The organism is Vibrio sp. KUL80 (assembly GCF_059725495.1).
In genome coordinates, this window is the sequence record NZ_AP045842.1 from 375,508 (window position 1) to 388,191 (window position 12,684).

At 43.4% G+C, this 12,684-nt stretch carries 13 protein-coding genes; 7 read left to right on the forward strand and 6 right to left on the reverse strand.

The genetic code is table 11. The features are described from left to right. Positions 1-7: 7 nt before the first annotated feature. Positions 8-1,768 (reverse strand): extracellular solute-binding protein, encoded by a 1,761-nt coding sequence (locus tag AC6I8U_RS18320; RefSeq protein ID WP_498019596.1) that lies wholly within the window; start codon positions 1,766-1,768, stop codon positions 8-10. 232 nt (positions 1,769-2,000) lie between these two features. Then, the gene (locus tag AC6I8U_RS18325; RefSeq protein ID WP_252015168.1) at positions 2,001-2,945 is read right to left on the reverse strand and encodes a GGDEF domain-containing protein; all 945 of its coding nucleotides are present in this window, start codon (positions 2,943-2,945) and stop codon (positions 2,001-2,003) included. 368 nt (positions 2,946-3,313) lie between these two features. On the opposite strand from AC6I8U_RS18325, the gene AC6I8U_RS18330 reads away from it, so the two are divergent. After that, on the forward strand, positions 3,314-3,487 hold the full coding sequence (locus AC6I8U_RS18330; protein WP_498019199.1) for a hypothetical protein: 174 nt from the start codon (positions 3,314-3,316) through the stop codon (positions 3,485-3,487). A 103-nt stretch (positions 3,488-3,590) separates the two neighbouring features. On the opposite strand, the gene AC6I8U_RS18335 is transcribed toward AC6I8U_RS18330, so the two are convergent. Continuing rightward, positions 3,591-4,016 carry a PACE efflux transporter gene (locus AC6I8U_RS18335; RefSeq protein WP_498019200.1) on the reverse strand — a complete coding sequence of 142 codons (426 nt, stop codon included), beginning with the start codon at positions 4,014-4,016 and terminating at the stop codon, positions 3,591-3,593. Positions 4,017-4,150: 134 nt separating this feature from the next. On the opposite strand from AC6I8U_RS18335, the gene AC6I8U_RS18340 reads away from it, so the two are divergent. Continuing rightward, positions 4,151-5,047: a LysR family transcriptional regulator gene (locus AC6I8U_RS18340; protein ID WP_498019201.1), complete on the forward strand. Its 897-nt coding sequence runs from the start codon at positions 4,151-4,153 to the stop codon at positions 5,045-5,047. 292 nt (positions 5,048-5,339) lie between these two features. Then, positions 5,340-5,819, forward strand: a complete 480-nt coding sequence (locus AC6I8U_RS18345) for a YehS family protein (RefSeq protein ID WP_498019202.1) — start codon at positions 5,340-5,342, stop codon at positions 5,817-5,819. A 550-nt stretch (positions 5,820-6,369) separates the two neighbouring features. Here the strand turns inward: AC6I8U_RS18345 and AC6I8U_RS18350 are convergent. After that, positions 6,370-7,191, reverse strand: a complete 822-nt coding sequence (locus tag AC6I8U_RS18350) for a phosphate ABC transporter substrate-binding protein (RefSeq protein WP_498019203.1) — start codon at positions 7,189-7,191, stop codon at positions 6,370-6,372. Positions 7,192-7,849: 658 nt separating this feature from the next. Between AC6I8U_RS18350 and AC6I8U_RS18355 the strand changes: the two genes are divergently transcribed. From AC6I8U_RS18355 to AC6I8U_RS18370, 4 genes are all read left to right on the forward strand, one after another. Continuing rightward, on the forward strand, positions 7,850-8,443 hold the full coding sequence (locus AC6I8U_RS18355) for a tyrosine-type recombinase/integrase (protein ID WP_498019204.1): 594 nt from the start codon (positions 7,850-7,852) through the stop codon (positions 8,441-8,443). A 353-nt stretch (positions 8,444-8,796) separates the two neighbouring features. Next, the gene (locus AC6I8U_RS18360) at positions 8,797-9,669 is read left to right on the forward strand and encodes a sigma-70 family RNA polymerase sigma factor (RefSeq protein ID WP_498019205.1); all 873 of its coding nucleotides are present in this window, start codon (positions 8,797-8,799) and stop codon (positions 9,667-9,669) included. Positions 9,670-9,921: 252 nt separating this feature from the next. Then, a complete protein-coding gene (locus tag AC6I8U_RS18365) occupies positions 9,922-10,203 on the forward strand; it encodes a hypothetical protein (protein WP_498019206.1) in 282 nt (93 codons plus the stop codon). 27 nt (positions 10,204-10,230) lie between these two features. Then, a complete protein-coding gene (locus tag AC6I8U_RS18370; protein ID WP_498019207.1) occupies positions 10,231-10,632 on the forward strand; it encodes a globin family protein in 402 nt (133 codons plus the stop codon). A gap of 153 nt (positions 10,633-10,785) precedes the next feature. On the opposite strand, the gene AC6I8U_RS18375 is transcribed toward AC6I8U_RS18370, so the two are convergent. Further along, positions 10,786-11,859, reverse strand: coding sequence for a porin (locus AC6I8U_RS18375; RefSeq protein ID WP_498019208.1), 1,074 nt, complete (start codon positions 11,857-11,859; stop codon positions 10,786-10,788). 2 nt (positions 11,860-11,861) lie between these two features. After that, positions 11,862-12,284 carry a hypothetical protein gene (locus AC6I8U_RS18380; RefSeq protein ID WP_498019597.1) on the reverse strand — a complete coding sequence of 141 codons (423 nt, stop codon included), beginning with the start codon at positions 12,282-12,284 and terminating at the stop codon, positions 11,862-11,864. Between the last annotated feature and the right edge of the window lie 400 nt (positions 12,285-12,684).

Sequence of the window (12,684 nt, forward strand, 5' to 3'; positions counted from 1 at the left end):
TTTCCTCTTATCGACGTTTTGCAGGTAGCTTCTGTGCCTTTTCTTCTGACACCCACCACGTATCAATACCTAAGTCATAAGTAGGTAAGACATCTGGGCGCTCGAATTTATCCCATGTTGCCACACGATATTTTTTGATATGCCACTGAGGGATAACGAAATAGTTCCACTGAAGCACTCTATCTAATGACCGACCTAGGACCAATAATCTTTCTGGATCATCCTGGCTGTCTGCAATTAAGTCGGTGAGCTCGTCGATAACAGGGTCTTTTACCCCTGCTTGGTTGTATGTTGAATCGATAAAATTCGAGTTCCATACAATCTTTAGGTTTGAGCTAGGATAACGCTGTGCTGAATAACTAGAAGAAATCATGTCGTAATCGCGGTCACGCCAGCGTTTGAGGTACTGTGTTGTATCCACGGTGCGAATACGCATGTCGATCCCCATCGCACGCATGTTTTTTTGGACAGGAATAGCAATTCGCTCAGTCGTGGGACTGTAGATCAAGAGCTCGAAACTCAGAGGCTGACCTGTTTCTACATTAGTCATCACCTTGTTTTTAAGCTCCCAACCCGCTTCTTTTAATAGAGCGAATGCTTTGCGCATTTGTGGGCGAATACGACCTGTACCATCGGTAACCGGTGGGTTGTACTCATCAGTGAATACACGCTCAGGTATCTTCCCTTTATACTTATTCAGCACTTCAAGCTCGGCCGCAGAAGGAAGTCCTTTTGCTTCATAATCTGAGTTTTGGAAATAGCTTCGGGTACGCGTGTATTGGTCGTAGAACATGTTTCGGTTCATCCACTCAAAGTCCATCGCATAGCTCAGCGCTTCACGCACTTTTGGATCGCTAAACACAGGTCGTTCAATATTGAATACGAAGCCTTGAGTAGCCATTGGCTTGTGGTGTTCAATCTCTTCTTTCTTGATAAAACCACGATCAAAATTGGCACCTGTGTATGAGCTTGCCCAGAACTTCGCGCTGTTTTCTTGTCTTAAATCGAACTCACCGGCTTTAAATGCCTCGAGCATTACGGTGTCATCACGGTAATAGTCATACTGGATGGTCTTAAAGTTGTTGCGGCCGACATTAACTGGTAGATCTTTTGCCCAGTAGTTCTCATCCAAGGCATAAGTCAGCGACTGACCCATCTTGTAATCTACGACTTTATAAGCGCCGCTTCCTACTGGAGGCTCATTCAAAGGCTCTGCGAAGTTCTTATCTTTCCAAAAATGCTCTGGTAACACTCGAGTGCCCTGAGCCAATCCAAACAGTTTTTCTTTATTAGGAACAGACATTTCGATGCGCACAGTTAGCTTCGACGTCGCCTTAACGCTTTTCACATCTTTATAGTACGCCCTGAACTGAGGTACCCCTTCTTTCATGAACTTATCGAAAGTAAACTCGACGTCTTTCGCTGTGATAGGGACTCCATCACTAAAACGCGCGTTAGGGTTGATGTCGAGCTCAAGCCAACTGTAGTCGTCGGCATAACGAACTTTCTCGGCAATCAATGGATAATAAGAGTCAATTTCGTCAGAGGAAGGGAGCATCAGGGGATCATAGAGCTCGCCAGTTGCAGCAGCAGGTTGGCCACGAGAGGCATAGCGATTGAAGTTGTCAAAGGTGCCCATTTGTCCAAAAGTCACTTTGCCGTATTTGGGTGCTTCTGGGTTTACATAATCAAAGTGCTGGAAGTCTTGCGGGTATTTAGCCGTACCAAACCCGGTTAGCGAAGTGGTCTCAACCACATTTGCTGCCATCACACCTGAGGCAAACAGCCCCACCCCTATCGCTAAAAGCGCGTTTCGTTTTAACGTCATCCCTTTCCCCTAAAAATAAAGAAAGGGCGTTTGAGAGCGTCCTTTCCTAGATCAGTTTCATCTTGCTTATACTGTTATAAATAGCTGTATTTGACGGGGTTTTCAAGGGTGAACAGGGGAGGCTGTTTCAAAATTGGGTTAAAGTTTACTGGATGCATGTTTAACCGATGATTTAATCACCACATTGGCTGCACTCTTGTATAACATGGGTTTCAGGACAATACATGTGAACACGACCAGAGCACCCTTTTTTAGACATGTAGAGCGCCTTATCGGCACGCTCCACAATACTTCCGTCATCGAGCGCTTGAGTCGCGACACCAATTGAGCATGACACACCAAAGGTTTTACCACTGCTGCTCTGAAACTCGAGCGCATCTATTTTGCGCGACAGACGCGTAGCAAGTGCATAAGCTTGATGAACATTACTTCCGGGTAGCAGCAAGACAAACTCATCTCCACCATATCGACACAGTTTATCTTGCTCACGAGTACATTGGTCAATGACAGCGACCACATCAACCAAGACTCTGTCGCCAATAGAATGTCCGTACTTGTCGTTAATAGGTTTGAAGCGATCAACATCAATGATCAGTAGCGAACTCGGCACTCCGAGCTCTCTGTGCTTATTTTGTTCTTCTTCTAACGCTAAGTGCATATAGCGACGGTTAAAACACCCAGTCAGCCCATCAGTATTAGCCTCCTCGAGCAGAACCTGACGTTCAGCCATATCTTTGGACACATCTACGGCAAAACCAATGACGCCTAGAACCTGATTATTTTTAATGATTGGGGACGTCACCGTTAAATGGTAGAGCTCACTATTGTCGATGGAGAAAGGAATTTTTTGCTGAGTAGGTTTGCGAGTGTCTATAACGCTCTTATCATTCAAACGCATCATTTTGGCGGTGCGAAAACTAAACAAATGCCAGTCTGTTTTACCTCTAATTCCATCGAGCGTCACACCAAAAGTGTCTAAGACTTTACGATTGACATACTGATAGTGACCTTCGTTATCTTTTATAAATATATAGGCATCCACAGCGTCAAACACCTCAGATAAACCGAGCAGCTCTTCGTGTGAACCCTGATGTGTTGATAAGATCAGATCAAGCATATAGTTGCTTTAAAATGCACCGTGTTGAATATAATAATCTTAGAGTTTAAACCCTACTTATTGGTTTTGCAGTGATTCTTATCCAATCCCCAAGCCCAAAATCAAATTTTGATATCTAGAGCACGATTTGAACAAAGATCACAGCTTTGCGTAAGAATCTGCCTCTAAATCTATTGACATTGTCATCACTTACTATGATAGGTACGTTTAAAACACGCCCTCGTAATTTACTTTCCTTTATATAAACGTAGCCAGCCTAGCCATAACGAGCTTGTAAATAGAGAAAACCGAACTAGTCTTACTGACAAAAAGTGTGATACAGGTCACGTTTAGTGCATACACATTCAGTTCAACGAAAGGACTTAGCTATGAAAGCTCTTATTATTGCAGCCTTAACTTTTGGCTTTGCGTTTTCAGCTTCAGCACAGCGACTTGAAACTGCTGGCGCGACAACAGGCCAAGGCGGTTCGAATGTCTGTCTGTACAAAGCGGCAGGCAGCGACAAAATTGTATATGCAATCAATGCAAGTTCACCTTGCTAATGTTTAGAGCTAATGATTTTTGTTCCTATCAATTATTACATTTAGAGACGATAGTCTGGGGCGAGTTAAATACTCCGCCCCTTACTTCTCAAAAAAAGCAGCTTCATGCCAACGCTTTTCTACTGTTGATCACCCACAGTCGAATATGGTCATACGTTAAGTTAAACAAGAATGCGTAGACGGTAACAAAAATGGTGACACCAATATCCATCAAAAATGCCTGCCATAAGTTTACACCTAACATATACGCCATGACGGGTACTGTTGCTATCAATAGTCCCGCTTCAAACAGTAGCACGTGAACAACTCGAACCATCACGGCTCGTTCTACACGCTCACCCTTAACGAAGTAGTCGAAGATAAGATTGAAGATATAATTCCAGCACATCGCCATTGTCGCGATGACAATCATGGTTCCTGATAATCGAGTGACATCATGATCAGTAAAAATGGCTAAACCGGCAATAGATAAGCTCACTGCTAACACTTCAAACAATACTGAATGAAAGACTCTTTCAAGCACTCCCATTTTCAACTCCTCATTTTCTGTTCTTTGTTTAATAATGAATTGACAGTGATTATGCCTAGCTAAAATTAGATAGAAAGTTAACAACCATCACACATCCTGATACCTTTGACATAAATCTGTGATTTGGAATCGCTATGTACAGTTTCGAACAGCTTAAAGTCTTTGTTGCCGTGTGCGAATACGGCTCTTTCTCAGCCGCAGCACGCAAACTAGGTCGAGCACAATCAGGCGTTAGCCAGGCCGTATCAAACTTAGAAATCGCGATTGACCAAATCCTATTCAGTCGAGAGAAAAATACGCCTGAACTGACTGACAGCGGCAAAGCATTATTGCCAATAGCCCGTTCAATACTTCACCAGCAACAATATTTTGATCAGAAAGTGGATTCCTTGGCGAACGATTATGAGCATGAGCTGGTGATTGCCGTCGACGAAAGCTTAATGAGTAAAACTCTGCTCTCCATTCTTGCTCCTCTCGCAAACCAATACCCTGTTACTAACTTCGAGATAATCACTGCCTCTACGTTTGATGTCGAAAAATTGGTTCGAGACGAAGTTGCGCAGATAGGCATCGTCTATGCCGACGGTGAGTTGCGAGTGGATATGGATTTCTTCGTACTTGGACAAGCGAGATTTCTGACGGTTGTCGCTCCTGATCACGCCCTAGTAACACTGCCCATAGTTAAAGATTCTGACCTCAAAGCGTATCGCCAATGCGTACATCGTAGTTCGGACAAAGAAGAGCTTTGGTTTACTTACGGCATCAGCACCAATGTTTGGTATGCGAACACACATCAAAACCTTGTAGACATGGTATTGCAGGGAATCGGTTGGTCAAACCTACCTGAGATGTTGGTTAAACAACCTATACAAGAAGGGAAGCTCATCGCCCTACCCGTTGCGCACGAGAAAAGTGGCTGGGTGACGACGGTAGGTTGTTTAGTCTCCCGTCGCCATGCCAACGGTCCAGTGCTTTTAGAGCTTATTGGGTTATTGCAAAAACACCAATTTGTTAACGACCACTGGAAGTAGCTGCAGGCGGACATCAAAGCTTGAAACTTGACAATAAAGTCCGAAACTTTTCGATGTTTTTGTCGTGATTTGACCTACCTCTCCCAATCAGCATAGTGTCTATGAAAGTGGGGTCTTACCCACTTAGCCAACTAGTTCGAATAGGCCGTCTTATTTCCATTTTTTAACCTACCGAAGAAACGTGTTCTCTGTTAGAGTCACCGTCAACTACGCTATTGAATAAAGACACCCACAAATCGCATGTAATTGATGGATTTTTATTCACCCTTAGAACTCATTTCAGGAATCCCTAGTGACTAACAACGAAATTTTACGTCGTATCCAACACGCGTTAAACCTTAAAAATGCTCAGATAATGAAAGCTTTCGGGCAGGCTGAAGTCACTGTGGCTCACGATAAAGTGGCAAACTGGTTAAAAGATGAAAGCGACAAATCTTACGTTGAGATGAAGGATCAAGAGTTGGCGGTATTCTTAAATGGCTTTATTAACCTCAAGCGAGGAAAAAAAGAAGGCGAGCAACCTAAGCCAGAAGTCTCGTTGACCAACAACATGATTTTCATGAAGCTGCGCATTGCGCTAGACATGAAAGCAGAAGACGTGTTGGACGTACTAGAAGTGGTTGGTATTAGTTTAAGTAAATACGAAATTGGTGCGTATTTCCGCAAGCCAAACAACAAAAACTATAAACAGTGTGAAGACCAACTGCTGTGCGACTTCTTAAATGGTGTGCAGTTTACCAATCGTCCCGATTCTGAAGAGTTTACTGGGTAGTTTTTATCTCGAATCGAACGTGATAATTGACTAAAAAAGCGATAGCCATTTTATTTGGCAACTCGCTTTTATCATGTTAAAGACCGGTATTAGAGCTTCACAATCATGTCTACTCTTTGGCTTTCTTCAGTAGATACCTATCAAACCATGCTGAAATCTGCTCGGCTTTTAGAATCAAGACACACACCGCCCTCTATGATCCTACCAAGATAAGCCCAAGCTAAAACCTTAAGCCAGTTAAGAGCCTATATTCCGGTCAAGCTATTCCAGACATCTTGTAGTGATTCACTAAAACTGGCCACGTATATAGAGTTTTTCCATACTTTCAGTCATGCGAGCAAGGTCACGACTAACTCCATTGGTAACACGAAATTGCTCCGTTCCAAGCTAGTTATCGTCGAGAGACAACTTTAAACTGTGTATATTTTGACTTAGGTATTCTAATATCATGAGATCTTGAGCAAGGGAACTTGCAATTGGATGGGAAGAAATAAAGAGGCCACGGCCTCTTTATATGATTTGTTGATGAGTCTAGAGATTAAACTAACTATTAGTGAATGGAAATATAGCCATTGTCGTCGACAATTTTCTGTGCTTCCTCACTCGACATCCATTGAAGGAAGTCGTTAGTACGGGCGTTTGGTTGGCCTTTATATAAAACTAAGAATGGACGAGCGACTTTGTAGCTGCCATTTTTAACGTTACTAACGGTTGGCTCTGTACTATCGACAGATAGTGCTTTAACCGAGGAATCAACCGTTCCTAGTGAAATGTAACCAATGGCATATGGATTAGAGGCGACAGATGTTTTTAGTGCGCCATTACCATTCGCTACTTGAGCATGTTGTGAAATAGCGGAAACTTTCTTGCCGTTAATCTTTTGTTTTAAGCTCATGATGTCTTCAAATGCACCGCGAGTGCCTGATGCAGTGTCTCGCGTGATAGCAACAATAGGTTTATCTGCACCACCCACTTCTTTCCAGTTTTTTATTTTGCCTTTGTAAATGTCCTGGATTTGCTTTGAGGTTAGTTGAGTCATTTCGTTGTTTGGGTTTACGACAACCGCAATACCGTCACGAGCAATAACTTTAGTCTTTAACTCTGGTTCTTTTTCAGATTCTTTAAGCTCACGAGATGCCATACCTAAATCAGCGGCATTCGATTTTGCTGCTTTAACACCTGCGCTTGATCCAGGTCCTTGAACTTCAATAAAGATGTTTGGGTGTGCTTTGGAGTAGACTTCACCGAACGTTTCCATAAGAGGAGTCACGGAGCTAGAGCCAACCGCCGAAATAGTATCTTGAGCTAATGAGGCGCTAGTAAATGCAATAGTTGAAATAGCGAACATAGTTCTGATTAATGTTTGTCTCATACAATCTCCATAAGTTTACGTTTGTAAGTAAATGTAAACTAACGAGACTGTGTGACGGAATTAAGTCAATGTAAATAAAATGAGAGAATGATTGATTTAGATCAGGATGATGTCACCCATCATACGTTTTGTGTGTCGCCGAGCTAGTTCAGTTCTCTAGCCCAGTTGTCGGAGGACATTAAAGTTTGAAACTATGACTCTTTTCGATGCTTTTTGTCGTAGTTTGCCTTCTTCTCTGAGAAGGTTCTGCCCCATAATGGCTTAGCTCAATTGTGATTGGTTTACGAGGTAAAACTATTTTCCCCAGAAAAACTAATGGTACGGGTATTCCCCTCAAGCGGGAAGCGGCAATGCTATCTGTGATAATGGATTTGTTGAAATACCATAAACAAATCTCGTGGTGAAGATGGCGGTTTATTAGGTACTTGACTACACTTCCGGTTGATGTGGAATCTAGCCTTTCTGCATTCGCTTCGGTTTTAGTTTTTAAAACTTCCTTAAAGATTTTTCTTGCTTTTGGTCGGCTTCACTACAATGAGGCCGATCTTTTTATTGTGCGTGACTAAATATAGTGTCGAAAAAGATATCGTCAATAGTCACTTTGGGTTCCATTCCTCTAACCATATTCACACCACAGGCACATTCAAAGGAGGTCAAAATGTGGTCTAAGAAAAGCGGTTCAACAGGACAGAAAAAACCATTCCGGTTAGAGGATATTTGGCGTATTCGAACGAGACTGGAGATAGAAGGTAATGTCAGGGAGCTGGCATTATTAAACCTTGCTATCGACTGTAAGCTTCGTTCATGTGACCTGCTGACAATGAGGGTAAATGATATCTCTAGCGGAGGAGTTATTAATAGGCGCATTCGTTACAGACAACGAAAAACAAACCGTGATGTGCAGTTCGAAGTTTCATCAAGAACAGCGCAGTCCATAACCCATTGGTTGACTCAAAGTGGTATTTCAATGACTGACTATTTGTTTCCTAGCCCCCGTCGCCCCGGCAAACCGATGAGCTACAGTTATTATGCTTCTATCATTCGTCGTTGGGCATCCGAATTAGGGTATGATGCTTCGCTCTATGGTACGCACTCAATGCGTCGCACTAAAGCTACCATTATCTATGCAAGGACAAAAAACATTCGCGCTGTTCAGTTGTTGCTTGGTCACGTTAAGTTGGACAATACGATTCGTTATCTTGGCGTAGAGATAGAAGATGCGCTCAACTTATCAGAAAGTGTTGAGACATGATGTCAGAGCGCTGCCCTCAACAAAGCCGAACCAAGGATGGCACGGCTAAACCGCCCTCAGCTAGGCTGACACGAATTCGTGAGTAAACGCTTGTTGATGTTCCTAGATGTCAAATTGTGCTTCATATCCTCACTATAATGCGTAAATTACCATTCAATCGTCTTGCTCTAAACTCAATAGATATGGTCATTCAAATCATACGACTTTAGTTTATTTTCCCTTCGAATTTCCTAATAAGTATTAATTAAAACTTGTGGCATATACGAAGTCTGTCTAGCTTTAGAAGGGGTAAGTGGTAGATTGTACGTTTCGGCTTGCTCGATTAAAACCAAAATGTTGATCGAAGGAGAAAAATGATGGCTAGAGTGGCGAGCGTTTCAAGTGTTGATAAAGAAGCAAATGCTGATTTGCACGCGAAGTATATCAACGACGTGGTCGCCATAGAGCAATTGTCGCCTGAGCAGCAATATCACTTTGCCACATTAGCTCGTAACGGAGATCTCGCTGCTAGAGATGTTATGATTGAGACAAACCTAAGGTTGGTTGTAAAGTTAGCACGAAGCTATATCAAGAGAGGTTTAACTCATCTTACGATTCTTGACTTGATTGAAGAGGGTAATATTGGGCTGATAAAGGCAGTAAACAAGTATGACCCGGAGATGGGCTTTCGCTTTAGCACCTACGCAGTATGGTGGATAAGGGAGAGTATTGAGTCCGCTATTATGAATACAGAACGTACGGTTCGATTGCCCGTTCATATTATCAAAGAGATGCGCAAACTTTATCGCGAGACAAATCAAATGCTCTCTTCAATTCACCATCCCCCTTCAGTTAGCGAGATTTCCAAACAAGTTAATGGAGAACAGGGACATGTGGGGGAGCTCATCGATATGAGTGGTTATATTGAGCCTAGGCTAACGGTTGACTCTATCTCTATCCCTTCTCACCTTGAAGCGATACCATCAGAGATAGATGAAGAGCCGGACCGCTCTCATCAAAATCAGAGTTTGCAAGCGAACATCGATGCACTCATCAATCTCCTTCCAGAAAAGTACCGCGATATCATCATTCATCGCTTTGGGTTGCACGGTCGCGAAGTGCTGACGCTTCATGAGATAGGTAAAATGAATGGCGTGTCGAAGGAACGTGCTAGGCAGCTACAAAATGAGGCTATTGGGAAACTTCAACGAAAATTAGACTACATGGGGTGGACCGAACGTCACTAAATCTAGATTTGCGCTGTAGGTTGATATAAAACGATTCACACTAGTCGTAGTACTTATCAAGAAAAGCGATATCGAGAACAAAGGCAATGCCGATGGAAGGGAAAGCGTCTAAAAGAATCAGTACAAATCCCGTTGGAATGAACCAAAACAGCGGACTTTTTATAACTTTAGTTAGATGTAACGATGACCTCCACCTGAGTGATTGAATACCACTATTGTCAATCGAGTAGTCATACAATTAAAGGAGTTAGTATGAAATTGTTACCGATTCTCATTTTTGTGTTTGCCGTTCCCTTTGCACAGGCATCACTCACCCCTCTTAAGGACGATAAGATTATTGAGTTAGCTCGACTGTCGTTGGCAGAGCATTTAGAAGAAGAAGGGTTGACTATCGATGACGCAGAGCTGGCCTTTGCTTTCAAAGACGGCCTTAATAAATCGGTTATCTATTTTGAGGTCAAGGAGCATAAAGGTGAGCATGAGTTCTATATGGTGACGTGTCGAAACGACAAATGTCACCTGAGCTACCGCTAGCTGGCTAATCGTCAGAAAGGAACAGACATGAGCAGCAATGAAATCTTTCTTGATAGCTATCAACGATGCCGTATAGGGGTTCATTTCTTAACTGACTTCCTAGACCACTTTTGCGCGACCAATCATCGGTTTCAAGAGCGATTCGGAGCTGTCGACACAAAGAAGCAAGCGCGAATGCTGAAAGCTTCTTTGGTGCTAATACAGAATGCCTCGGCATTGGCTTCAGTGCGCGACACGGTCCGAAAATTAGGCGATAAGCACAAAGAGATGGGCCTGAACATTTCGGAAGGAGAGCTGGATATGTGGGTGGAGAGCTTGCTTGCAACGGTTGAAAAATATGACCCACTTTACAATGATGTCATAGAGAAAGCGTGGCGAGACACACTCGAAGTCGGCATCGGGATAATGAAAGAAAAGGCGTGCCAGTAACAACGACCTTTAATCATTATTAAGGACACTCGTTATCGCACTCTGTGAGAGGACGCTCTCTCAGGGCTACAGGTTTTTGTCACACACCCTCCCCATTGATGTATCATCACAGAACGTTGGAATCTACCTACCCGTCAGAGCTTGGTACGATTATTAAAAAGCAAAACTCGCCATCACGGTAAAAAGCTGAGCACTATCATCATCGCCCGGACGGCTGATAAATAAGCCAGAACCACTGTTGAGCACTTGAAAATATTGGTACTCAGCATTGATGGAAAGGTTACTTAACAAATCATACCTCACACCAACAGTAGCACTGGCATTGGAACGTTCATTGTCTTGATACAATTGCCCGTATGCGATGTACGGAGTGAACGGAGCAAGGCGATACTCAACTTGTCCGTACCAATCCATGCGTATTCCTTCCAACCTTTGAAACTCGAACGTGGTTTTTAAGGCGTCGAACTCATACACGGTTCCCACCGAGTACTGTTTAACAGTATTCCGAACCGACTCAGGCTTTGGTTGAAATTGGGGAGGGATACCTGGGAGAGTAACACGCGCTGTAACATCATACACGGCATCAAGGTAAGTGAAGTTCCAGCGGTAAAAGTCACCCGTCAGTTGAGCGTTGAGGCCCCACAAGTTCTGAGTATCGAAATCTAGAGTCGTGTTCGGGTTGTAAGTGACCTCCGCCTCATCTTCGAATCCAACAAAAGGGGTTAAGGAAAGTTGAAGCTCATCAGATACATAATATCGCCAGTTAATACTTGCACCGTTGTAAGCGGTCAGTCCAAGCAACGCACTATATACTTCTGCAGGAGGGCGAGACGTTGTAAAGGCTTGTCCTACATAGAAATATTCAGATGCTAAAAACAGAGGTAATCGCTGCCTTCCCGCTCTCACATCGAGATTCTCAAACTCGTAGCCGACGTAAGCCCATTCGAGCTTAGGTTCACTCCAGTTGTCTTGAGGTCGTTTGACCCCTTGCAGAGAGGCCTTAAAACCATTGTTGTAATAGTCAAGCTGCAACCCAAACGTCGTGTCGCAATCAAAGCAGCTTTCATTGCGAATAGCTCGGTTGATGAGTAAAGGGGTTTCATTGTCTGACTTAGCCCAAGAGGTCGAACCGAAACCACTAAACGAAAGATGCTCAGTCAGTTCAACGACCGCAAGGGCGGGTGAGCTGATAATGGCGACGAGTGCTAACAGTACTTTGCTTGGCATATTTACTCCACAGCTAAGACATAAAGGATATTGGCATCGGAAGGAAGTGATTCTAATGGCGCATAACCCACTCGATTTGGTTTTTCTTGGAGCCAAATCACGAGCGAGCCCATCTCTGCGGATAAGATTTCCTTTGGCGGTCTCGCCTTGCCAGAAAAAGATAAACTAGCCCAGTAAGCATTCATTTGTGCAATGTCTTTACCGAGTAGGGATTGATAAAAAAGCTCGCGCTCTGTGGAGCGCTGTGGCCAGTCAGCCAGTTCGATACGCTGTCCCTGTAGTGATTTCATTTTTCCACGATACAGCATGCGAGCTTTGCTTCGGCTAAGTGGTTTAAACTCTGAGTTGAGAGAGAAAATAGCGTAGTTGGTAGCTGCAGAAGCTGGTTGTGAAAAAAGACCAAACAGCACAGACAGCCCACCCATCAAAAATAGATTGTTGATAGTCCGTTTCTTGGTTTGGCTCAATAACGCTAGATTAAAGTCCATGTGCTGTCACTACTGAGGCTCTCATTTCTATATATTTTATAAACTAGTAGGTACCGCGCTCCGTTCAAGACTATGTTGTAGGGGTTCAGTGCGTAGGTTTGTGAACTGAGACGCTGATCAAATCCCAGAGCGAGTTTGGCTAGTTCAGGCTGTGATCACACAATGCATTTAGCGCTATCCAACTCATAACTGCCCCATTTCGTTTCAGACCAGTTTTCTATTGATGTGGAGCAAGGGCTGGCTTGACTAAGTTTTGCTAATGTCTGTAACGTGTTTAGTAAAGATGGCCTGATAAATCGCATATAGAGTTCAGAGGCCATGATTATGAAGTTATGCA

Excerpts from the sequence above, each read along its gene's own strand:
- AC6I8U_RS18350 (WP_498019203.1), bottom strand. The coding sequence starts at position 7,191 with ATGAGACAAACATTAATCAGAACTATGTTCGCTATTTCAACTATTGCA.
- AC6I8U_RS18335 (WP_498019200.1), bottom strand. The coding sequence starts at position 4,016 with ATGGGAGTGCTTGAAAGAGTCTTTCATTCAGTATTGTTTGAAGTGTTA.
- AC6I8U_RS18340 (WP_498019201.1), top strand. The coding sequence starts at position 4,151 with ATGTACAGTTTCGAACAGCTTAAAGTCTTTGTTGCCGTGTGCGAATAC.
- AC6I8U_RS18320 (WP_498019596.1), bottom strand. The coding sequence starts at position 1,768 with ATGGCAGCAAATGTGGTTGAGACCACTTCGCTAACCGGGTTTGGTACG.
- AC6I8U_RS18380 (WP_498019597.1), bottom strand. The coding sequence starts at position 12,284 with ATGGGTGGGCTGTCTGTGCTGTTTGGTCTTTTTTCACAACCAGCTTCT.
- AC6I8U_RS18360 (WP_498019205.1), top strand. The coding sequence starts at position 8,797 with ATGATGGCTAGAGTGGCGAGCGTTTCAAGTGTTGATAAAGAAGCAAAT.
- AC6I8U_RS18370 (WP_498019207.1), top strand. The coding sequence starts at position 10,231 with ATGAGCAGCAATGAAATCTTTCTTGATAGCTATCAACGATGCCGTATA.
- AC6I8U_RS18375 (WP_498019208.1), bottom strand. The coding sequence starts at position 11,859 with ATGCCAAGCAAAGTACTGTTAGCACTCGTCGCCATTATCAGCTCACCC.
- AC6I8U_RS18325 (WP_252015168.1), bottom strand. The coding sequence starts at position 2,945 with ATGCTTGATCTGATCTTATCAACACATCAGGGTTCACACGAAGAGCTG.
- AC6I8U_RS18330 (WP_498019199.1), top strand. The coding sequence starts at position 3,314 with ATGAAAGCTCTTATTATTGCAGCCTTAACTTTTGGCTTTGCGTTTTCA.
- AC6I8U_RS18355 (WP_498019204.1), top strand. The coding sequence starts at position 7,850 with ATGTGGTCTAAGAAAAGCGGTTCAACAGGACAGAAAAAACCATTCCGG.
- AC6I8U_RS18365 (WP_498019206.1), top strand. The coding sequence starts at position 9,922 with ATGAAATTGTTACCGATTCTCATTTTTGTGTTTGCCGTTCCCTTTGCA.